24 protein-coding genes and 1 tRNA gene are annotated in these 19,692 nt (G+C 59.2%); 21 read left to right on the top strand and 4 right to left on the bottom strand.

Annotated features, from left to right (window positions below):
- Positions 1 to 188: 188 nt before the first annotated feature.
- The 9 genes from atpD to BLT54_RS01095 are packed head-to-tail and all read left to right on the top strand — an operon-like array spanning position 189 to position 6,944.
- On the top strand, positions 189 to 1,631 hold the full coding sequence (atpD, locus tag BLT54_RS01135; protein WP_245707926.1) for a F0F1 ATP synthase subunit beta: 1,443 nt from the start codon (positions 189 to 191) through the stop codon (positions 1,629 to 1,631).
- On the top strand, positions 1,628 to 2,038 hold the full coding sequence (locus BLT54_RS01130) for an ATPase (RefSeq protein ID WP_074640248.1): 411 nt from the start codon (positions 1,628 to 1,630) through the stop codon (positions 2,036 to 2,038). Before atpD ends, BLT54_RS01130 begins: the two co-directional genes overlap by 4 nt.
- A complete protein-coding gene (locus tag BLT54_RS01125; protein ID WP_074640245.1) occupies positions 2,035 to 2,364 on the top strand; it encodes an AtpZ/AtpI family protein in 330 nt (109 codons plus the stop codon). The genes BLT54_RS01130 and BLT54_RS01125 overlap by 4 nt, the downstream gene beginning before the upstream one ends.
- Entirely contained in the window at positions 2,361 to 2,690 is a 330-nt protein-coding gene (locus BLT54_RS01120; protein ID WP_245707924.1) for an ATP synthase subunit I, read from the top strand. Before BLT54_RS01125 ends, BLT54_RS01120 begins: the two co-directional genes overlap by 4 nt.
- Positions 2,687 to 3,394, top strand: coding sequence for a F0F1 ATP synthase subunit A (locus BLT54_RS01115; protein WP_074640243.1), 708 nt, complete (start codon positions 2,687 to 2,689; stop codon positions 3,392 to 3,394). Before BLT54_RS01120 ends, BLT54_RS01115 begins: the two co-directional genes overlap by 4 nt.
- Positions 3,391 to 3,690, top strand: coding sequence for a F0F1 ATP synthase subunit C (locus tag BLT54_RS01110; protein WP_074640240.1), 300 nt, complete (start codon positions 3,391 to 3,393; stop codon positions 3,688 to 3,690). The genes BLT54_RS01115 and BLT54_RS01110 overlap by 4 nt, the downstream gene beginning before the upstream one ends.
- 3 nt (positions 3,691 to 3,693) lie before the next feature.
- Entirely contained in the window at positions 3,694 to 4,464 is a 771-nt protein-coding gene (locus BLT54_RS01105) for a F0F1 ATP synthase subunit B family protein (protein ID WP_074640238.1), read from the top strand.
- A complete protein-coding gene (locus BLT54_RS01100) occupies positions 4,454 to 6,037 on the top strand; it encodes a F0F1 ATP synthase subunit alpha (RefSeq protein ID WP_074640236.1) in 1,584 nt (527 codons plus the stop codon). Before BLT54_RS01105 ends, BLT54_RS01100 begins: the two co-directional genes overlap by 11 nt.
- The gene (locus tag BLT54_RS01095; protein WP_074640233.1) at positions 6,021 to 6,944 is read left to right on the top strand and encodes a F0F1 ATP synthase subunit gamma; all 924 of its coding nucleotides are present in this window, start codon (positions 6,021 to 6,023) and stop codon (positions 6,942 to 6,944) included. The genes BLT54_RS01100 and BLT54_RS01095 overlap by 17 nt, the downstream gene beginning before the upstream one ends.
- A 200-nt stretch (positions 6,945 to 7,144) precedes the next feature.
- On the opposite strand, the gene BLT54_RS01090 is transcribed toward BLT54_RS01095, so the two are convergent.
- The gene (locus BLT54_RS01090; protein WP_074640231.1) at positions 7,145 to 7,861 is read right to left on the bottom strand and encodes a hypothetical protein; all 717 of its coding nucleotides are present in this window, start codon (positions 7,859 to 7,861) and stop codon (positions 7,145 to 7,147) included.
- Positions 7,862 to 8,055: 194 nt separating this feature from the next.
- Positions 8,056 to 8,145, bottom strand: a tRNA-Ser gene (locus BLT54_RS01085).
- Positions 8,146 to 8,387: 242 nt separating this feature from the next.
- Between BLT54_RS01085 and BLT54_RS01080 the strand changes: the two genes are divergently transcribed.
- From BLT54_RS01080 to BLT54_RS01045, 8 genes are all read left to right on the top strand, one after another.
- Positions 8,388 to 9,281, top strand: coding sequence for a DUF2059 domain-containing protein (locus BLT54_RS01080; RefSeq protein WP_083351631.1), 894 nt, complete (start codon positions 8,388 to 8,390; stop codon positions 9,279 to 9,281).
- Between the two features lie 275 nt (positions 9,282 to 9,556).
- A complete protein-coding gene (locus tag BLT54_RS01075; RefSeq protein ID WP_074640228.1) occupies positions 9,557 to 10,147 on the top strand; it encodes a 50S ribosomal protein L21 in 591 nt (196 codons plus the stop codon).
- 22 nt (positions 10,148 to 10,169) lie between these two features.
- Positions 10,170 to 10,439 carry a 50S ribosomal protein L27 gene (gene rpmA, locus BLT54_RS01070; protein WP_074640226.1) on the top strand — a complete coding sequence of 90 codons (270 nt, stop codon included), beginning with the start codon at positions 10,170 to 10,172 and terminating at the stop codon, positions 10,437 to 10,439.
- Positions 10,440 to 10,705: 266 nt separating this feature from the next.
- A complete protein-coding gene (locus BLT54_RS01065) occupies positions 10,706 to 11,257 on the top strand; it encodes a GNAT family N-acetyltransferase (RefSeq protein ID WP_425429324.1) in 552 nt (183 codons plus the stop codon).
- A 39-nt stretch (positions 11,258 to 11,296) separates the two neighbouring features.
- Positions 11,297 to 11,842, top strand: a complete 546-nt coding sequence (locus BLT54_RS01060) for a GNAT family N-acetyltransferase (protein ID WP_074640222.1) — start codon at positions 11,297 to 11,299, stop codon at positions 11,840 to 11,842.
- 80 nt (positions 11,843 to 11,922) lie between these two features.
- Positions 11,923 to 12,972: a GTPase ObgE gene (gene obgE, locus BLT54_RS01055; RefSeq protein ID WP_074640219.1), complete on the top strand. Its 1,050-nt coding sequence runs from the start codon at positions 11,923 to 11,925 to the stop codon at positions 12,970 to 12,972.
- Positions 12,960 to 14,060, top strand: a complete 1,101-nt coding sequence (proB, locus tag BLT54_RS01050; RefSeq protein ID WP_074640216.1) for a glutamate 5-kinase — start codon at positions 12,960 to 12,962, stop codon at positions 14,058 to 14,060. The genes obgE and proB overlap by 13 nt, the downstream gene beginning before the upstream one ends.
- Positions 14,057 to 15,322, top strand: coding sequence for a glutamate-5-semialdehyde dehydrogenase (locus tag BLT54_RS01045; protein WP_074640213.1), 1,266 nt, complete (start codon positions 14,057 to 14,059; stop codon positions 15,320 to 15,322). Before proB ends, BLT54_RS01045 begins: the two co-directional genes overlap by 4 nt.
- A 166-nt stretch (positions 15,323 to 15,488) precedes the next feature.
- Here BLT54_RS01045 and BLT54_RS01040 read toward each other — a convergent pair whose 3' ends face one another.
- A complete protein-coding gene (locus tag BLT54_RS01040; RefSeq protein ID WP_074640211.1) occupies positions 15,489 to 16,088 on the bottom strand; it encodes a histidine phosphotransferase family protein in 600 nt (199 codons plus the stop codon).
- Positions 16,089 to 16,131: 43 nt separating this feature from the next.
- Here BLT54_RS01040 and BLT54_RS01035 point away from each other — a divergent pair, with 43 nt between their 5' ends.
- From BLT54_RS01035 to olsA, 3 genes are all read left to right on the top strand, one after another.
- Positions 16,132 to 16,311, top strand: coding sequence for a DUF3553 domain-containing protein (locus BLT54_RS01035; protein WP_074640209.1), 180 nt, complete (start codon positions 16,132 to 16,134; stop codon positions 16,309 to 16,311).
- Between the two features lie 175 nt (positions 16,312 to 16,486).
- The gene (gene olsB / locus BLT54_RS01030) at positions 16,487 to 17,266 is read left to right on the top strand and encodes an L-ornithine N(alpha)-acyltransferase (protein ID WP_074640206.1); all 780 of its coding nucleotides are present in this window, start codon (positions 16,487 to 16,489) and stop codon (positions 17,264 to 17,266) included.
- Entirely contained in the window at positions 17,263 to 18,120 is an 858-nt protein-coding gene (olsA, locus tag BLT54_RS01025; protein ID WP_483862385.1) for a lyso-ornithine lipid O-acyltransferase, read from the top strand. Before olsB ends, olsA begins: the two co-directional genes overlap by 4 nt.
- Here olsA and BLT54_RS01020 read toward each other — a convergent pair.
- Positions 18,109 to 18,750 carry a thiamine phosphate synthase gene (locus tag BLT54_RS01020; RefSeq protein WP_074640204.1) on the bottom strand — a complete coding sequence of 214 codons (642 nt, stop codon included), beginning with the start codon at positions 18,748 to 18,750 and terminating at the stop codon, positions 18,109 to 18,111. The two genes, olsA and BLT54_RS01020, sit on opposite strands and share 12 nt — an antisense overlap.
- A gap of 132 nt (positions 18,751 to 18,882) precedes the next feature.
- Here BLT54_RS01020 and BLT54_RS01015 point away from each other — a divergent pair, with 132 nt between their 5' ends.
- On the top strand, positions 18,883 to 19,659 hold the full coding sequence (locus BLT54_RS01015) for an RNA methyltransferase (RefSeq protein WP_083351681.1): 777 nt from the start codon (positions 18,883 to 18,885) through the stop codon (positions 19,657 to 19,659).
- The last annotated feature ends 33 nt before the right edge of the window (positions 19,660 to 19,692 follow it).

Below are 19,692 nucleotides of genomic sequence, written 5' to 3'. Positions count from 1 at the left end.
CCCCTTCTTTGCGCATTGCCTCACAGGTTCGTGTTCTCATCCGCCCCCTATGCTGACCTGAGTCAATGTCATTGCTGTGGTTTTCTGTCAGGCTACACTGATTGGAGAGGACTCGCAGGCCGGGTGTGCTGTGCGCGCTGGGTTTTGGATTTGACTGGGTTTTGGATTTGAAAAAGGTCAAATATGTTATGACTGCCACGCCGAAACAGGGCCGCAACCACAGTGATGCGCCGGGCAGCGATGTTGCGGATCATACGCCTCCCGTGGCGCCCCGCGACGGTCATATCGCCGCCATTCGCGGCGGCGTTGTGGATGTCGCCTTTGACGGGGATGTGCCCCATATCCATGATCTGCTCTATGCTGGCGATGTGGCGCTTGAGGTTGCGGCCTTAATTGGCGACGGTTTGGTGCGGGCCATGGCGTTGGCCCCGGTGCGCGGGCTTGGCCTGGGCATGGCGGTGCGCAACACTGGCGGGCCGATCACCGTGCCGGTGGGGGATGAGGTCTTGGGGCGGATGCTCGATGTGTTCGGTGCGCCGATTGACGGGCGTCCCGCGCCCAAGGGTGCCGCATTGCGCTCCATCCACCAAGCCCCGCCGAACCTCAGCGACCGGGTGTTGCATTCCGAGACGCTTGAGACCGGGATCAAGGCGATTGATCTTTTGTCGCCGATTGAGCGCGGCGGCAAAACCGGGCTGTTTGGCGGCGCGGGGGTGGGCAAGACCGTGTTGATCACTGAGCTGATCAACAACACCGTGCAACATCACAAGGGCGTCAGCCTGTTTTGTGGCATTGGCGAACGGTCGCGCGAGGCCGAGGAATTGTACCGCGACATGGGCGAGGCCGGGGTGCGCGACAAGACCGTGATGCTGTTTGGTCAGATGAACGAATCCCCCGGCGTGCGGTTTTTGATCGGCAACACCGCCCTGACCATGGCGGAATATTTCCGCGACGACAAAGGCCAGGATGTGCTGCTGTTGATCGACAATATTTTCCGCTTTGTTCAGGCCGGGTCCGAGGTCTCGGGGCTGATGGGGCGGATGCCCTCGCGGGTCGGGTATCAGCCGACGCTGGCGACCGAATTGGCGGCGCTTGAAGAACGGATCACCTCGACCAACAAAGGTGCGATCACCTCGATTCAGGCGGTTTATGTCCCGGCCGATGATTTCACCGACCCGGCGGCGGCGCATATCTTTTCGCACCTCTCGGCCTCAGTCGTGTTGTCGCGCAAACGCGCAAGCGAAGGGCTGTATCCGGCGGTCGATCCGCTCGCTTCGGCCTCGGTGATGTTGACGCCTTCGGTGGTCGGCCAACGCCATTATGACATCGCCCGCGCGGTGCGCCGGACCTTGGCCGACTATGAAGAATTGCGCGACATCATCGCCATGCTGGGCCTTGAAGAACTGTCCTCGGCGGACCGGGCCACCGTGGCGCGCGCCCGTCGATTGGAGCGGTTTTTGACTCAGCCGTTTTTCACCACCGGCTCCTTCACCGGAACCGGGGGCAGATCGGTGCCGATTTCCGACACGCTCGACGGTTGTGAGCATATTTTGGGCCAGAGCCAATTCGATCTGCCTGAAAGCGCCTATTACATGATCGGCGGGTTGCAGGACCTGAAGGGGGCGACATGAGCCTTGCCTCTGAGATGCGCGTCACCCTGCACCTGCCAACCAAGACCCTGTTTGAGGGGCAGGCGACGCGGTTGACGGCGGTGGCGCAGAACGGCGGCTTTGGGATTTTGCCGAACCATATGGATATGGTCACGGCGCTGGTGCCTTCGGTTCTGACGCTGGTGTTGATGGATGGCAGCGAGGCGATTTTTGGCCTTGATGAGGGGCTTTTGGTCAAAAAGGGCCATCATGTCAGCGTCTCCACCCGGCGCGGTGTGGCGGGGGATGATCTTGTCAGTCTGCAAGACCGGGTGCAGGACAGTTTCATCCAGATGGACGAAGAAGAACGCATCGCGCGCGCCGCCCTGTCGCGGCTTGAGGCCAATATGGTGCGCCGTTTTGCCGATTTGCGAAAGCCTTCGCTATGAGCAAATCCCCAGATTCCAAACCCCCAGATTCCCCCCCCCCTGGCCCCAAATCAGACCGGTCTGCCCGTGACATCGCACGCCATGCCCAGCGGATGAAATCGACCCGCGATCATCCCCCCCCAAGCCCGTTGCGCGGCATCAGCACCTTTGGCATGGTTGGCTGGTCGATTGCCGTGCCGACGGTGGGCGGGGCGTTTTTGGGCTTGTGGTTGGACCGGGCCGCGCCGCAGGCGTTTTCATGGACCATCGCTTTGATCCTGGGCGGTGTGGTGCTTGGGGCGTTCATCGCCGGGGCATGGATCAGCAAAGAAGGAGGCGAGCGATGATGACTGTGGACGCGATGAGCGTGGACGTGATGAGCGTGGATTGGATGGCTCTGCTGATCGGGCTTGCCAGTGGCGCGGTGATGAGTGCGATATTTTTTGCGGGTCTGGCCTATGGCATGCAACGCGCGTTGCAGGCCGCGCATCCGGTCTTTGTCCTGATCCTGAGTGCGGTGTTGCGCATGGTGCTTTTGCTTGGCGTCGGCTGGGTCGTGGTGACCTTGGCCGGGGGGTGGGCCTTTGCGGGCTTTGCCCTGGCCTTTGTGATCCTGCGGTTTCTGGTCCTGCGTTTGGACCTGTTTCCCCCCCGATCAGGAGCCACATCATGACCCTGTCCCCCGACCAAACCATTCTGTTCGACCTATGGGGTCTCTCGCTGAATGCCACGGTGTTTTTCACTTGGATCGTCATGCTGGTGCTGACGTTGGGCTCTATTTTGGTCACCCGAAATCTGCGCCCCGATGTGCCGCCAAATCGCTGGCGTACCACGTTGGAGGTGATCGTTCAGGGCATCGAAAGCCAGATCAAAGAGATCGCCGGGCGCTCGGATCGCCCGCTGCTCTACTATGCCGGCACATTGTTTTTATTCGTCGCCGTCTCCAACCTGTTGCTGGTCATTCCGGGGTTTCAACCGCCCACCGCATCGCTGTCCACCACCACAGCGCTGGCGCTCTCCGTCCTGATTGCCGTGCCGCTGTTTGGCATCACCAGCCGGGGTTTGGGCGGTTATCTCAAGACCTATCTCCAACCCTCTTTCATCATGCTGCCCTTCAACATCATCTCTGAATTTTCGCGTGGGGTCTCTTTGGCCGTACGCCTTTACGGCAACATCATGAGCGGGGCAGTGATCGCCACGATCCTGCTCGGGGTTGCGCCGTTTTTCTTTCCGGTGATCATGGATGTTCTGGGTCTGCTGACCGGCATGATCCAAGCCTATATTTTTGCCATTCTGGCCACGGTCTATATCTCAAGCGCCACCAAAACGGCCCCTGCACCTTCCCCCGCCTCCCCGACTGAAAAGGAAACATCATGACTGATCTCGGTCTCATTGCCGCCATCTCGATCTTTACCGCGGGCATGACCGTGGCTTTCGGTGCCATCGGTCCGGCGCTTGGCGAAGGGCGCGCGGCGTCAACGGCGCTCAGCGCCATCGCCCAACAGCCCGACGCCGCCTCAACCCTGTCGCGCACCCTGTTTGTCAGCCTTGCGATGATCGAATCCACGGCAATTTATTGTTTCGTCGTGGCGATGATCCTGCTCTTCGCCAATCCGTTCTGGAACGCGGCCGTTGCGGCGGCGCAGACGGCCGCGCCGGGTGTGGGCGGATAAATCATGTCGATCGACTGGATCACAGTTGCGGCCCAGATCGCCAATTTTCTGGTGCTGATCTGGCTTTTGAAACGGTTTTTATACCGGCCGATTTTAGATGGCATCGACGCGCGTGAGGCCGAGATCAAAGCCCGGATGCAAGAGGCCGCTGAGGCCGAAGCCGTCGCCAAAACGACGGAGGCCTCCTATCGCGCCCAGATCGAGGCGATGCATGCGGCGCAATCGGATGTTTCTGAGCGCCTGCGCCAAGAGGCCGAGGCAGAGCGTGACACGCTTTTGGCCGAGGCCCACGCCCGCATGGACCAAGAGCGCAAAAGCTGGCAGGCGCATTTGACGGAAGAGGGGCAAAAATACAGCATCAAATTGCACCGCGCAGGGGCGGGGGCTTTGTTGTCCTTGACCCGTAAGGCTTTGATGGATTTGGCAGATGACACATTGGAAGGGCGCATGGCCCATCACCTGATTGCCCAAATCAAACCGATGATCTCCGACATCGAACGGGCGTCAGGCCCTGCGACAGAGGCGGTTTTCACCAGTCACGCGGCCCTGCCAGAGGCGGCGCAAACGGCCCTCGGTGCGGAGTTTCAGGCCGCTTTCCCCAATGTCACACTGGCGTTTCTCACCGATCCAGACCAGGCACCGGGGCTGGTCCTGCGTATGGGCGGGGCACAGGTGGCCTGGACCGTGGACAGCTATTTGGACGGGTTGGACGCGGTGATGCAGGATCACCTGTCCACGGGGGCCGACCTCAAGGCGCATCCCAATGAAGCATAAGAGTGATGTGACTGTCTCTGAGTTGGACCCTGGTCCACTCGTCAACACATTGTTGACCCTCAAAGCCCCCAAACCGCATCTCAGCGAGATCGGCAAGGTCGCGGAGATCGCCGATGGTATTGTGATCGTCACCGGGTTGGAGCGCGCCCTCTCGGATGAGGTGTTGCTGTTTGAGGGTGGGGTGCAGGGCATCGTGTTGGACCTTGAACCGGACCGTTTGGGGGTGGTGTTGCTGGGCCCGTCTGCGCGCATTGCCGTGGGCGACACGGTGCTGCGCTCGCACCGGGTGGTCAGCACGGCGGTGGGGTTTGCGCTGTTGGGACGGGTTGTCAATGCGCTTGGCGCGCCCTTGGATGGCTTGGGCCCGATCAAGGCCCAGGCCCAGCACCCGGTCGAAGCGGAAGCACCGAAAATCCTCAACAGACAAGCCATCAAACGGCCCTTGGCCACGGGGATCAAAACGATTGATGCTGCCGTGCCCGTAGGGCTGGGCCAGCGCGAATTGATCATTGGAGATCGGCAAACCGGCAAGACCTCTTTGGCTGTGGATGCCATTCTCAACCAAAAAGACAGCGATCTGATCTGTATTTACTGCGCCATCGGTCAGCGCGGTGACGCGGTGGCCAAGGTCATCGGCGCGCTGCGCGAGGGGGCCATGTTGGCGCGCACGATTGTGATGGCGGCAGGGGACGAAGACGCCGCCGGGCTGGCCTATGTCGCGCCTTATGCGGCGATGAGCATGGCCGAGTTTTTTGCCGCTCAGGGCCGGGACGTTTTGGTGGTGATGGACGATCTGACCCACCACGCGCGCTCCTATCGCGAACTCTCGCTTTTGCTGCGCCGCCCACCGGGGCGCGAGGCCTTTCCGGGCGATATTTTCTACATCCACGCCCGGCTTTTGGAACGTGCCGGACAATTCACCGATGACGCGGGCGGCGGTTCGATCACCGTGCTGCCCGTGGTCGAAACTCAGGCCGAAAACCTGTCCGCCTATATTCCCACCAACCTGATTTCCATCACCGATGGCCAGATTTACCTGTCACCGCGTCTGGTGCGCAAAAATCAATTTCCGGCGGTGGATTTGGGCGTTTCGGTGTCGCGGGTCGGTGGCAAGGCGCAAAGCCAGGCGTTCAGGTCTGTGGCGGGCAACCTGCGGGTGATGCTGTCGCAATTCGAGGAGTTGGAAGAATTTGCCCGCTTTGGCACAAGGCTCGATGAGGCGACACGGGCGCGGTTGACGCGCGGGGCTGCGGTGCGCGGGGCCTTGCGACAGGCCGAGCGCGATCCGATGTCGGCGGTCGAACAGCTCACAGTTTTGGTCGCGGCGATGGAGGGGCAGTTTGACGGGCTGAGCGAGGCGGAGACCATGGCGGTGATGGGGCGGCTGCGCGCCCGTGCCCGCACCGATCTGCGCGATCTGGCCCAACGCATTTCAGAGAATGCCCCGCTCAGTGACGCGGATCGCGCCCGGATGGTCGAATTGGGTCAGCAGGTGCGGCAGGCGGGCGAGGGGCCAGACAAAGGCACAGGCAAGAAGACAGGCGAGGGGGCACAGGATGACCCAGTCGCTTGAACGCCTGACCCGGCGCACCGAGAGCATGAAAAGCATTCGTGGCATCGTGCATACGATGAAAACCCTCTCGGTCATCAACGCCGCGCCTTATGATCACGCTGCCCGCGCCATTGAGGCCTATCACGACACGGTTCTGACCGGGTTTCAGGCGTTTTTGCATCACTTTGGGCCATGGGACGCGCGGGAGGTTGCGATTGTGCGGCGGGTGTTGATTGTCTTTGGCTCAGATCACGGATTATGCGGCAATTACAACGAGGCACTGGCCGCCCATGTCGCCCAAGCCGTGCAAAATTGGCCGGAGGGGCCGGTCACGCTGCTATGCGTTGGTGCGCAGATGGAGGATGCGCTGACCGATCAGGGCATGACCCCGAAAGAGACGTTGTTTCCGCCCGCCTCGGTGGACGGGATCGGACGGTTGTCCAATCTCTTGACCCAGCGCCTTGATGACATCCGCCATGCGGCCCATCCGGGCGACATCTCTGTGTCTTTGGCCTATTTCACCCGCGACGGCGGGGCGGGGCAAGTGCCAGACATCACATCGCTTTTGCCGCTCGACACCGATCTGTTGCGGGATTTGTCGACCAAGCCCTGGGCCTCGCGCAGCTTGCCGTCTTTCACCTTGGCACCCGATGAGATGTTCAGCGCGCTGATCCGTGAACACCTGTTCGCCAGCATGTTCCGCGCCGCCGCCGAAGCCCTTGTCACCGAAAACGCCGCACGGATGTCACTGATGCAGCAGGCGGAACAGTCGATCGACGACCGTCTGGAGGGGCTGACCGGGCAAATACGCACGGTGCGCCAAGATGACATCACCACGGAATTGCTGGACGTGATTGTCGGCTTTGAAGCGCTCAAAAAGGGCAAAAAGCGCAAAAAACCAAGGCTGATTGACGTGAACAGGCCGTGATGTCCGACCCGCGGCGGTTTTTTATCCGTCATGTGGTTCGGGTCACCGAAGGGCAAAGCTTACCCCAAGCGGCTGTTTCTGCGGGCGCTGACCCTGAGGCGCCCCTTGTGGGCATCCCCGTGGCCGCGTTCTAACGATCTTCTCAAGGCCACTACGAAAGCCGCCTGACCCCGGTTCGCAGAAATGCGCCTAGTTTTTCTTTATTGCAGCGCGATCTTTATTTCTTCGCCGAGTTGAATGGCTTCAATCGCATTTGCTTGCGGGATCGCTTGTCCATGTATTGCGGCATTGCATATGTCTGTGACGTAACGCATTGCATCATCAAAATTCTTATGCTGAGAGTTTTCCTCTAAGAACAGACGCCAAAGTCGAGTTAACGACAAATATTTTACGTCGGGCTTTCCACCTAGGTTTACGCTTTTCCCAACCTTCGACCTAAGGGTTTGTTCTAATTCCATTCTCGTTCGAGCAAGTTCGACGTTGAGTTCACTGCCGCCAATGGCAAGGGCACGATCAATCCGCTCAGATATCTCTGGGGTTATTTTATGCACGCCGTTTTGCGAAATTTTTCTTTCCGCGTTTGCTGCGTCTGTTAGTGACGGAATATTGAAAACATTATGTGTTGTTTGCGTAGCCGTTACGCTCGATATGAGCGAATTTTGTATCCGAAGAAGATCGCGAGTTTCAGCTTTGAATTCGATAACTTCCTTTTTGACTTCTTCGACCTTGGCTTCGAAGCTGAACAGTCCTGTAATGGATATGCTCTTCGCAAAGGGAAATAAGAAAAATACGATTGCAACGATTAGCGCAATCCCTGCTGTTCCTGACCAATCAGGGGGGAAACCATACGACAGGTTGGCTAGTGTAAAAAAATATATCGAGACAGCCCAACAGATGATGTTAAATGCAATTTTCAAGGTTTAGCCTGCGTCAGGGAATAAGGTTTCGATTGATACAGGGAAACGATACCTACTAGAGGTGCGCAATGGCAAGAAGGATCATGGCGGGCCAGAAAGCATGTGTGCCTCCCAAAACCATCGCGTGAAATCTGTCACTAGATCGGCAATAGAAATCCCTGATAGGGAATTTTATCAATAATTTCAATGATGTATGGCGGAGAGACAGGGATTCGAACCCTGGGTCCCCGTAAAGGGACAACGGTTTTCGAGACCGCCCCGTTCGACCACTCCGGCACCTCTCCGCGGGGGTCTGGTGGCGGGTGATTTAGCGGGGCTGTGCGGGCGGCGCAAGCCCTTTCGTGACATTCTTTTTGGCAAAGCTGCGCCAAAGTCCGCCTTTGTGGTCAAAAACGCTTTGGTGACTTGGCAAAAACCTTTGTCTCTGCTTACCATTCGGTAACTGAATTGGCTGTATAGCAATGGGGCAAGACGGGTATGTCGCGCCTGAAAGGCGTGGCCATAGACCGTTTTGGAAAGGGTTTTGATGATCGAACATGCGCGCAGCTTTCGTGGGGCTTGGCTGACACGAGCGATGTCTGTTGTCGTGGTGACGGTGATGGCGGTCACAATGGCGCTGTCTGTGCCTTACGCGGCCAAGGCGGGGACTGGCGCGGTGCAGGGCGAGGAACTTGATGTGCTGTTGCAGGCGCTGTTGTTTCGCGATGTCACGGAAGTCTTGTCCGACGAAGGCCGCGCGATGGCCGATGATTTTGTGGAGGCGGGCTATGGTGTGCCAAAACCCGCGTGGCAAAACATGCTTGACCGTCTCTATGATCCGGAGGCGATGGCACATGCGTTTCGGTCGGAAATGGGGAAGGCGCTTGAGGATGCGGATGTTGCACCGATGGTGGCCTTTTTCACCACCGATTTGGGGCGACGCATCGCCCGGCTTGAACTCGACACGCGCAAAGCGATGACGGGCGAGGCGGCGCAGGCGGCAGCGGGCGAGGCTTGGGCAGCGCTCGATCCCGACACCCGGCGTGCCAAGTTGATCGAAGACTATGTGCAGGCCAATGACTTGGTTGAAATGAACGTGGTGGGCGCGATGAACAGCGACATTGCCTATTACCGCGGGCTTTGGACGGTTGCGGGCTCCGACGCGATGAGCGAAAGCGACCTGATGCGCGAGATTTGGTCCACGGAACCCGAGGTGCGCGCCGATGTGTCCGAATGGGTCTATGGGTTTTCGACGCTGGCCTATGAAACATTGAGCGACGAAGAATTCGCGCGGTATGTGGCGTTTTCGCGCAGCGAGGCCGGACGGCAGTTGAATTTTGCCCTGTTCGCCGCCTTTGATGCGGTCTATGCGGACCTGTCGCGCGGGCTTGGGGCAGGGACCTCGATGCTGATGCAAATGTATGATGGCGAACAACTTTAAGGTTCGGCGCGGGATATCCCCGTTTCGGCGGGGTGTCCCATAATCTGGCCTTGACTTTTCAGCCATGATTCCCGATACACGCGCCACCCGGCGGACCCCAAGGTGCGACCGGGTGATGTCTTTTGGGCCTCACGTCTTTTTCAAATGGTGTGAGACAGGTTCAAATTGGCAAAATGACAATCTCGACCCCAATAAGGGGCGCGCTGTTTGACGGCATGAACATCGGGGGTTTGCTCCGGGGCCACAAAACGCGGGTATATCGAAAGGATAACTGCATGTTTGCGGTTCTGAAGACTGGTGGCAAGCAATACAAAGTGCAAAGCGGTGACGTTTTGCGCGTTGAGAAACTTGCGGCCGCAGCTGGTGAAAAAATCCAGTTCAACGAGATTTTGATGGTCGGCTCCACCATCGGCGCGCCTCTCGTGGCCGGCGCCGGCGTGCAAGCCGAAGTCATCGACCAAATCAAGGGTGAGAAACTCATCCACTACGTCAAGCGTCGTCGTAAGCACTCGTCGCAGCGTAAAAAAGGCCACCGTCAGCAACTGACCCTGCTGCGCATCACCGACATTTTGGAAGCGGGTGCGGATGCAACCGGCGTCAAAGCTGCGATCGGCGCGGGCTCCGCTCCGAAGGCCGCTGTCGAAGATGCTGCACCGAAGAAAGCCGCAAAAGCTGCGGCTCCGGTTGCCGCCGCTGGCGCTGACGATCTGACCACCATCACCGGTGTCGGCCCCGCTGCTGCCAAGAAATTGGTCGAAGCAGGCATCACCACCTTCGCTCAGTTGGCTTCTGTTGACGTCGAAACCTTCGACGCCGTCAAAGTCAAACCCGAGTGGGTTGAACAAGCCAAAGAACTGGCGAAGTAAGCGTAGTTAAGGAGAGAACACCATGGCACATAAAAAAGCAGGCGGTTCGTCCCGTAACGGTCGCGACTCAGCTGGCCGCCGTCTCGGCGTCAAACTTTACGGTGGCCAAGAGGCCATTTCTGGTAACATCATCGTGCGTCAGCGCGGCACCAAATTCTGGCCGGGCGCTGGCGTGGGTCTTGGCAAAGATCACACCATCTTTGCAACCACCGATGGCAAAGTGACCTTTCACAAAGGCCTGAAAAAACGCACCTTTGTATCGGTTCTTCCAGTGGCAGAGGCCGCTGAATAAGCCGTCCGATACGGGTTTGAAAAAATCAAGGGGATCGGCGCAGCCGGTCCCCTTTTGCATGATGCCGCGCGATTTGGCGGAATTCAGTGCAAAAAGCGATGCAGGGACGGTTTGGCTAAGTCAGCGTTAACATTGCTGTCGTATGTGCTGTGTATCTTGTCGCTTCCCTGAGACGGGGTTTTTCAAAGGGGCCTTTTCGGGGAGGAAAAGGTGCTTATATCGGATTCAATAAGAATCCAGCTCTTTCAGGAGGAAGAGAGATGAATATGGAGATCGTGAAAAACGCGGTTGAGACGAACACACAGGCAGTGATCGAAACGGAACGGTTTGTATTGCGCCCACCGCGCCGCTCGGATGCGGGGCTGTTGTCGATGTATGCGGGCGATGTGCGCGTGGCGCGCAATTCCCGCTCATTGCCGCATCCCTTGCCACCCGGTGCGACCGAGGCTTTCGTGGCCCGCGCGCTCAAACCCGGCACTGAGGAAAAAGTGTGGGTGCTCGATGGCTCCAACCATGAGCTGTCCGAGGTTTTGGGGGTGATTTCCCTGAAACCGCTCGACCGCGATCAATCCGAAGTGGCCTTTTGGGTCGCGCCCTCGTTTTGGGGCACCGGATTGGCCCGCATGGCCTTGGGCGCAATGGTGGCGGCCAATCCGTTGGGTTCTAAAACCATGTTTGCAGAGATTTTTCAGGACAACCCAGCCTCGGCTCGGGTCGTGACCGCCGCAGGCTTTGAATATATCGGCGATGCGGAAACCTTTTCCGTCGCGCGCAACACCTTGGTCCCGACCTGGACCTACTTGCGCAAACTCGACTGACCCCACCGATCGGGGTCGCCCAAACCAGGACAGACCCCGATGACCATACACTCCCAAAGCCTCTCACTTGAAACAGACCGTTTGATCCTGCGTCCGCTGAGCCAAGCGGACGCGGCCCCTTTGACGCGGTTGTTGAATGATTTTGACGTGTCGAAATGGCTCAGCCGGATCAGATACCCCTATGGCGTCATTGAGATGCATTGGTTTATCGCGACGCTTAACAGCCCCTATCGCTTTGGTATTGTTCACAAAGACACGGGCCAAATCATGGGGGTGATCGGTATTGCCGAACATCTCGGCTACTGGCTTGGCCAGCCCTATTGGGGTCATGGCTATATGTTGGAGGCGGCGCAGGCGGTGGTGGATCATTGGTTTGCCGATGATGGTCTGAGCATCGCCTCCTACCATTTTGTTGAGAATGCCAGATCGCGCGCCATTCTCAAGCGGCTGGGATTTGAGGACACGGGGATGATGCAACAGGTCTGTTTGGCTCGTGGTGAAACGCTTGAGGCGCAGTCTGTGGTCTTGACGCGCGAGCTGTGGCAGGCGCGTAGGCGTGACACAGCCCCGCATAGCCCCGCATAACAACGCACATTGAGTTTGACCGCGAGCCGCGATACATCTGCCCAAAGCCTCACGATCATGGGGCACAGAAGGACAAAGACATGAAATTTCTCGATCTGACCAAAGTTTACATTCGATCGGGCTCCGGCGGGAACGGCTGTGTGTCGTTCCGGCGCGAAAAGTTTATCGAATACGGCGGCCCCAATGGCGGCGACGGTGGGCGCGGCGGCTCTGTGATCATCGAGACGGTGGACGGGCTCAACACGTTGATTGATTTCCGCTATCAACAGCACTTTTTTGCCCAAAACGGCCAGGGCGGCATGGGCAACAATCGCACCGGCAAGGATGGCGAGGACATCGTGTTGCGTGTGCCTGCCGGCACCGAGATTTTGGACGAAGACGAAGAGACGGTGATCGCCGATCTGACCGAGGTCGGGCAGCGTTTCGTTTTGGCCAAGGGCGGCAATGGCGGCTGGGGCAACCTGCGGTTCAAAAGTGCGACCAACCAAGCCCCGCGTTCGGCCAATCCGGGTCAACCGGGGATTGATCGCACGATTTGGCTGCGACTGAAACTGATCGCCGATGCCGGGCTTTTGGGCCTGCCCAATGCCGGGAAATCGACGTTTTTAAGCGTGACCTCGAATGCCCGGCCTAAGATTGCCGATTACCCGTTTACCACGCTTCATCCGAACCTTGGGGTGGTTGGCATTGATGGCTCTGAGTTTGTGGTCGCCGATATTCCCGGCCTGATCGAAGGCGCCTCCGAAGGTCGTGGTTTGGGCGATTTGTTCTTGGGCCATGTCGAACGTTGCGCTGTGTTGTTGCATCTGGTCGATGGCACCTCAGAGGACGTGGTGACGGATTATCAGACCATCATCACCGAGATCGAAAACTATTCCGATGTTCTGGGCGACAAGCCGCGGATCACCGTCCTCAACAAGGTCGACAGCCTGATGGACGAAGAGATCGAAGAGAAACTGGCGGCGCTGCAAGAGGCCTCAGGCGGGCGGGTTTACACCATGTCCGGCGCGACGAAAGCCGGGGTTGAGACCGTGCTGCGCGCGCTCAAGGCCGAGATTTCGATGGACCGTCTGCGGAGCAAACAGGCCGAGGCGTCGGACGAAGAGGAAGACCAGAATTGGCAACCCTAAGCGGCGCAAAACGTGTTGTGATCAAAATCGGCTCGGCGCTTTTGGTCGAGCGCGGGGAATTGCGCGCGGGCTGGCTCAAGGGGTTGGCCGAAGACGTGGCGATGCTCAAAGCGCGCGGGACGGCGGTGATTTTGGTCTCGTCGGGGTCTATCGCGCTGGGGCGGGGGATTTTGCACCTGCCCGCCGGTGAATTGCCGCTTGAACACTCGCAGGCGGCGGCCTCGGTCGGCCAAATTCGTCTGGCGCGCGCCTATCAAGAGGTGTTGGAACCGCTTGGCATCACCACGGCGCAAATCCTGTTGACGCTGGAAGACAGCGCCGATCGCCGCCGTTACCTCAATTCGCGCGCCACGTTGGATGCGCTGTTGAGCCTTGGCGCTGTGCCCATCGTCAATGAAAACGACACGGTGGCCACCGATGAGATCCGCTATGGCGACAACGACCGGCTGGCGGCGCAAATCGCGGTCACGGTGGGGGCGGATCGCTTGGTGTTGCTCTCCGATATTGACGGGCTGTACACGGCAAACCCCAATATCGACGCGTCCGCCAGCCATATCGCCACGGTCGGCCATATCACACCCGAGATCGAAGCCATGGCTGGTGATCCCGTGTCTGGCCTGTCCAAAGGCGGGATGAAAACCAAAATCATGGCCGCCAAAACCGCGATTGCGGGCGGATGCACGATGGCAATCACCGAAGGCTTTAAAGATCGCCCCATTCAGGCGTTGGAAGGTGGCGCACGCGCCACATGGTTTATCGCGCATGAAGACCCGGAACGCGCCCGCAAGCGCTGGATCGGGGCGATGAAGCCGAAAGGCGAGATCATCATTGATGCAGGCGCTGTGCGCGCGCTCTCAAACGGAAATTCCCTGTTGCCCGTCGGCGTCTCGGAGGTTGTTGGCCATTTTGGCCGCGGCGAACCAGTGGTGGTCCTTGGACCCAATGGTGCGCGCATTGGGTTGGGCCTGTCCCGCTATACCTCAGAGGAATCCGAGGCGATCAAAGGCGCGCATTCCGAAGACATACAGGCGATCCTCGGCTATTCCGGTCGGGCCGCTTTGATCCACAGAGATGATTTGGTGCTATGACAGAGTTAGACGTAAAAACGATGATGCAGGATTTGGGCGCACGCGCGAAAGCCGCGAGTGCCAAGCTGGCCGTGGCCACATCCGCGCAAAAACAGGCCGCATTGAACGCTGCCGCCGAGGCCATTTGGGCCCGGCGGGCGGAGATCATTGCGGCAAACGCGCAAGACATGGCCTTTGGCCGCGAAAAGGGTCTGACCGATGCGATGATGGACCGGCTGATGCTGGACGAGGCGCGCATTCAGGGCATGGTTGAGGGCTTGCGCGCGGTTGCCGCGCAAAAAGACCCGGTTGGCGATGTCATGGCCGAATGGGACCAACCTACCGGCCTGCATATCAAACGGGTGCGCACGCCTTTGGGCGTCATTGGCGTGATCTATGAGAGCCGCCCGAATGTGACCGCCGATGCCGGGGCTTTGTGCCTCAAGGCGGGCAATGCGGTGATCCTGCGCGGTGGTTCGGAGAGCTTTCACAGCTCCGGTGCGATCCATGCCTGTTTGGTCGATGGGCTCAAGGCCGCTGGCCTGCCCGAAGACGCGATCCAGCGTGTGCCGACGCGCGACCGGGCGGCGGTCTCTGAGATGTTGACCATGACCGATTATATCGACGTGATCGTGCCGCGCGGTGGCAAAGGTTTGGTCGGGCTGGTGCAACGCGAAGCGCGGGTGCCGGTCTTTGCTCATCTTGAAGGCATCGTACACATTTTCATCGACGCCTCCGCCGATCCGGTCAAAACCATGAATGTGGTGATCAACGCCAAAACCCGGCGCACCGGGATTTGTGGCTCGGTCGAATGCCTGTTGATTGAACGTCAGGTGGCCGACAGCTTGGGCGCGGAGGTGATTGCGGCGCTGATCGGCAAAGGTGTTGAGGTGCGTGGAGACGCGGCGGTTCAGGCGATGAACAGCGCGGTGATCCCGGCGACCGAAGACGATTGGGGCCATGAATATCTCGACAGCATCGTCGCCGCCAAGGTGGTGGACGGGATCGACGGTGCGATTGCGCATATTCATCAGTATTCATCGAACCACACCGATTGCATCCTCTCGGAGACGCCCGAACATGTGGCGCGGTTCTTTGCCGAGATCGACAGCGCGATTCTGATGCACAACAGTTCGACCCAGTTTGCCGATGGCGGCGAATTTGGCATGGGGGCCGAGATTGGCATCGCCACGGGCAAAATGCACGCGCGTGGGCCGGTGGGGGCGGAGCAACTGACCTCGTTCAAATATCTGGTGACGTCCGAGGGCGCTGTGCGCGCGTAACCGCGCGGATATTTGAGTATTTTGTCACGGTAAAGACGCGCGAAGGGCCGCCTTTCGCGCGTTTTGCGTTGAGGGGCTGGGAAGACAAAAGGAAGGCGCGGGTCAGAGGGGGCCCGCGCCTTCAAGGTGCCACCCCGAGGATCACATGGGGCGGCTGGGAGTGTGGTTAAGCGTTTAGGGTGATCACCCCATCGCCAGAGGAATGGGTGATGCGGCGGCCAAGAGCGGCGGCCTGCATCGGCGCCAAAAGGAATTGAACATCGGAGGGTTTAAGCCCCTCGGCCTTGGACAGCGCGCCCAGGCGGGCCCAAAGGTCGGGCGCGGGTTCAAGCCGATCGGCGCGGGCGCGCACGCTCCATTGCCCGCCGGAACAGGACAGGTGGATTTCGCCACCACGGGGCAGGGCGGTTTCCAGGCACATCATCATCAGGCAGGCGAGTTTGACCTCCTCGCGCGGCATGTCCTCTGTCGCGTCCCAATGATAGGTGAGGCGTGCGGTTGAAATGCCTTTGAGGATCGCGACCATTTCGGCGCGCGAGGACATTTGGCCGGCCGAGGCCACGCCAAAGGCCACGCGAAAAAACTTCACCCGCGCATTTGCATTTTCCACGCTTTCAGAGATAAGGCTGAGTTCAGGGCCTGCGCTCACGCCCGACATGTTCAAAAGTTCCACCCCGTTTGAGATCGCGCCTACCGGGCTGATCATATCGTGACAAATGCGGGAACCGATCATGGCGGCAATGTCGCGGGCGAGGTCTTGGGTCATGTTTTATCCTTTAGGGGCAGTCTGTGTGAGGAGCGCGTCAACGATGGAAGATCTCAATGCGATGTTGGAACCGGGTCAAATGGTGCGCCACCCGGGGCAAGCGGACTGGGGCATCGGTCAGGTGCAATCGAACATTGGTGGTAAGGTCACCGTGATGTTTCAACATGCGGGTAAGGTTGTGATCGACAGCCGACATGTGGCGCTTTTCCCTGTCTACGGGTGATAAGATGCGATTTGACCGTCTTTATTTGACGGCTTGTTCCCGCTATGGTCGCTGAGACTTGAGGTTTAATCAACCTTAGAGAGAGTGATTTTTAACCTGTTTCGCTCGTCTGTTGCATTGAAACCAACAAAACCCTAAAACCCGTCCACCGATGAGAGCAGGATCACCCCCCCGTATGAGCGCCCAAGAGCCGCGATTTCAATTGAGATTTGCCCAAGATGAGGCGGATCTACGCGCGGCGCAACGCCTGCGCTATCGCGTATTTATCGAAGAGCTTGGTTCAAACGGGCCGATGGTGGACCATGTGGCCATGCTTGAGGCCGACCGGTTTGATCCCGATTACGACCACTTGATGCTGATCGACGTGACCCGTTCTGATGACCCGTTGGAGCAATGCGTGGCGGTGTATCGACTGTTATCCGGGGAAAAGGCGGCTGTTTTGGGTCGGTTTTACTCCGAAGACGAATATGATCTGACCCCGCTGAAAGCCACGGGAAAGCGGCTTTTGGAACTGGGGCGCTCCTGTGTGGCCAAGGAATACCGCGGCGGCACGGCGCTGTTTCACATGTGGGCCGGCTTGGCGAAATATGTGATCGAAGAGGGATTTGATGTGCTGTTTGGCACGGCCTCTTTCTTTGATGCCGATGTGGCGCGCCATGCCGAATCTCTGTCTCTGTTGCATCACCGCCATCTGGCCCCGTCTGAGTTGCGCGCGCGTACGGTGGACGCCCATTTTCAGACGATGGATTTGGTACCCGAAGATCAGATTGAGCGCAAACGCGCGATGTTGGCGATCCCGCCGCTGATCAAAGCCTATCTGCGTATGGGCGGTAAAGTCGGCGAGGGCGCCTATGTCGATCTGGCCTTTGACACGGTGGATGTGTTGTTGATCCTGGATGTCGCCGAAATTTCACCACGCCAACGCGAGATGTACACCAAGGGCCTAAGCGGGTGAGCGCGCCGCTTTGGGAAAGCCGCATTCCGCCTGCGGAGCCGGCACCTGTGAAGGGGGGGGCTTTGGGCGGAACATGGCGGATGGTGCGCCGTGGCGCGCCGGTGATTGGCCTGATCACGATCTGTATGGTCCTGATGCTGGCCACACGCGGCGTGGAGCGCCTGATCAAGGGCAAACGCCGCCCGTGGTCCTCGCAATTCCCCCGTTTCGTGTCACGCACGGCGCTGCGCCTGATGGGCCTCTCCTTGACGGTGCGCGGCACGCCGATGCGCCACCATGGTGCTGTGGTTGCCAATCATTCCACTTGGCTTGATATTTTCGTGCTCAACGCGGTGCAGCGGATTTTCTTTGTCTCCAAGGCAGAAGTGGCCAATTGGCCGGGCATCGGCACCATGGCCAAGGCCACGGGCACGGTGTTTATCAACCGCGACCGCACAGAGGCGGCGCTGCAAAAGCAGATCTTCGAAGAGCGGCTGCATATGGGGCATAAGCTTTTGTTTTTCCCCGAGGGCACGTCGAGCGACAGCCTGCGGGTCTTGCCGTTCAAACCGACGCTGTTTGCGGCGTTTTTTACGCCTGAACTGCGTGATGAGGTTTGGATTCAGCCCGTCACCGCCCGCTATATTGCGCCCGAGGGCCAGGATGTGCGGTTTTATGGCTGGTGGGGCGATATGGAATTTGGCCCCTCGCTGGTGCAGGTGCTCAAAGCCTCGCCACAAGGCCGGGTCGAGGTCATTTTCCACGCGCCGATTGCGGTCAAAGACGTGAAAGACCGCAAAGAGATGGCGCGCCTGTGCGAAGAGGCGGTGCGTTCGGGGCTACCGCCTGTTCCTGCGGCCTATTTAGGCGCTTAGGCCCGCGTCCATTGCTGCAATGAAGCCACCCAAAGTTTGCGCCGGGTCTTCGGTGTTCCAAATCTCTTCGCCAATGGCAAAGAAATCGGTAATTTTGGCAAACTCCTTGACGATCTCAACCGTCAGCGCCCCTTCGGCCACCACCGGCACTTCGACCACTTCGGACCACCACTGGAACGTGTCTTTTTCGGCCTGTGTCCCGTCGCCCAGATCGGTGTCACCGACCGGACCAAAGGCGATGTAATCCGCGCCGCTTTCGCCCGCCGTCAAACCGTCATGGCGCGAGGCACCACAGAAGGCCCCGACAATGGCATCATCGCCCAAGAGCTTGCGCACCTTGCGCACGGAACGCGATCCGTCGGTCAAATGCACACCGTCCAAACCGTGACGTTCGGCCAAGGCGACATGCGCCTCGATCACAATCGCCACATCGCGGGCATGACACACTTCGCGGCAGGCATCCGCAGCCCGGCCCAACACGTCCTCGTCCTTAGACGCCAAAGCCAAGCGCACACAGGCCACCGCATGGGCATCCAACACTGCGGCCAAACGCGCCGGGAAAGTGTCGAGATCAAAGGCTGGCGGGGTCAACAGGTAGATTTGCGGGCGCTCTTGGACGGGGTCGGACATATTGGTCTCCGAAAATGGGTTTCGCCTCCTATAGCGCAAGCTTTGCGCGGGCGGAAGCCTTGCGAGCGGGGGCAAATGCGCTTATCACGCGCCAAACCCAAGATTTAGAGGTCTTCCATGCCAGACGCGCCCATGTCAGACGCGCCCATGTCCAACGCGCCCCAAGCCCCACACCGCGGGCCAACCCCCGCCTTTGTCCTTGTGCGCCCGCAGATGGGTGAAAACATTGGGGCGGCGGCGCGGGCGATGTGGAATTTCGGGTTGGACCGGATGCGCATCGTCGCCCCGCGCGATGGCTGGCCCAACCCCAATGCCGTCGCCATGGCTTCGGGCGCGGGGCGGCTTTTGGATGAGGCGGAGCTGTTTGGCACGGTGCGCGAGGCGCTGGCCGATTGCGATTATGTCTTTGCCACCACGGCGCGGATGCGCGGGATCACCAAACCCGTCATGACGCCCGAACGCGCCATGGAACATGCCCGCGCCATCACTGCATCGGGCGGCAAGGTTGGCGTGATGTTTGGGCCGGAGCGCGCGGGTTTGGAGAATGAGGATGTGGTGGAGGCCAATGCCATCATCACCGTGCCGGTGAACCCGGACTTCCCCTCGATCAACCTCGCACAGGCGGTGTTGCTCAACGCCTATGAATGGGGTCGCCAAACCACCGACGTCGCCCCCGAAGTGGTCGATTTGGCCAAAACCGTGTGGGCTGGCCATCTTGAGGTCGAAAAACTCGGGGATCACTATGAGGAAATTCTTGAGACCTCCGGGTTCTTTTTCCCCGAAGACAAGGCCCATAGCATGAAACTCAACCTGCGCAACCTCTGGTCGCGGATGCCGATGACGCGCGCCGATGTACAGATGTTGCACGGGGTGATGCGGCAAATGAAACGCTGGAAAGAGCGCGGCTGAACACCAAGGCATACCTAGCGAAGAGGCCCCCAA

Origin of the sequence: Celeribacter baekdonensis (genome assembly GCF_900102315.1) — a bacterium.
Lineage (GTDB): Bacteria > Pseudomonadota > Alphaproteobacteria > Rhodobacterales > Rhodobacteraceae > Celeribacter > Celeribacter baekdonensis.
Note: the sequence above shows the minus strand (reverse complement) of the source record. Positions and strands in the feature narration are given on the sequence as shown.